Here is a 1,342-nt window from a genome sequence, read left to right on the forward strand (position 1 = left end):
GGTCAGTTGCACGCCGTGTGCGTACTTGCATCGCACATGACCACCGAATTGCATTGCCACTGAACCAGGCATTTGCATTCGTGGTGATCGCCGTTTGATCCGGTTGACCAATGCACGCTCAAGAGACAACAGGCAGAGAACGGCCAGAAGCGGTCAGTCGCTAAAGACACATCAATATCAATTTTGCTTAGGGAAGCTGGCGCTTTTGAGTTAGACCGCCCCCTATATCATCAACACAACTCCCCTAAATTGATTAACGCCGCCTCATTATGGATAGTAAATAGTCCTCAGGAATATAATCATTTTTGGAGGTTTTAACCATGCACCCTGTATTTATTCGCCAATAGGCATCTTCAACCCTTAATGCTTGCCATTTTTTTGCACAACCCATACTCATATAAATGGTTATACAAGTGAATGCAATGCCGCAGGCCGCAGCAGTAATCAAGGCGATATTAAGTGGATTAATTAGCCGCTCCCTTATTGTGGAGACAGATGGAAACTTACATGATTTTTGAGAGGTGGGGACTTTAGCTAAATATCCGGCTAAACCTTTTATAAAATCAGGCAGAACACGCTCAAAGTCAACGGTGTATCCGGGCACGTTCTCCGATGGGAAGAAGTGCATGCGAAAGCTCCTATTCTTGATTGCGTCGCCCAACTGCTGGCGCACAGCAGCCCACGTCTCAGTGTCTAGCATTACTACTTCAGCTAGGGCATCGACATCGGTCAGCTTCACGCCGCCTTCAGGGTTCTTCTGAATCGTCTCATAGGCCGCCACGCGCCTACTCGGCTGGCCGTTTTTCACTCTCTCCGCTTCGGCCAGGGCCGTCTTTACATTCGGCAGCTCTTTGATCTTGCGCCCGAGTTTGATCAGCAGCATGTCACGTAGGGTGAATTCGACTTTGGCGCTGTGAATCGTACGTTCGTTCTTTCTGAGTAAGGCCTTGCTTTGCTCGCCGCTCAGGTAGTAACCGCCCTCCAGATTGTCGTGTTTCGCTCCGATACCTTCAACAAAGCGGTTGTAGACCGGCGGTAGGTCGCGCGTAATCCAGCCACCGTTGTACGGGTCTTTAATCAGCGTGAGCGGCAGTTGTTGCTCCTTGACCACCACCAAGTAATCGCCATAACGCGCGAACGGCACATAACCAGTGCGTTTGGCCTGCTCGACTTCATCAATGAAACGGGCCACGCTTTCGAAGTGCTCACGCTTGGCCGCCGGGGTATTCTTAGTGATCATCGCCATCACAAAGTCGGCGGCCTTGGTCAAGCCCACCAGTTCTGGGAGGCCGAAGTCGATTAAGGTTTGATCCCTGAACTTGTCGAGGGCTATGTCTAGCAT

Annotated in this window: 1 protein-coding gene; it reads right to left on the reverse strand. The window is 50.6% G+C overall.

All coding sequences use genetic code 11. The features are described 5' to 3' along the window. Positions 1–253: 253 nt before the first annotated feature. The coding region (locus AC1DSG_RS31210) for a hypothetical protein (RefSeq protein ID WP_477794301.1) at positions 254–1,342 on the reverse strand (1,089 nt) is incomplete at its 5' end.

Source organism: Pseudomonas sp. P5_A12 (assembly GCF_056400685.1).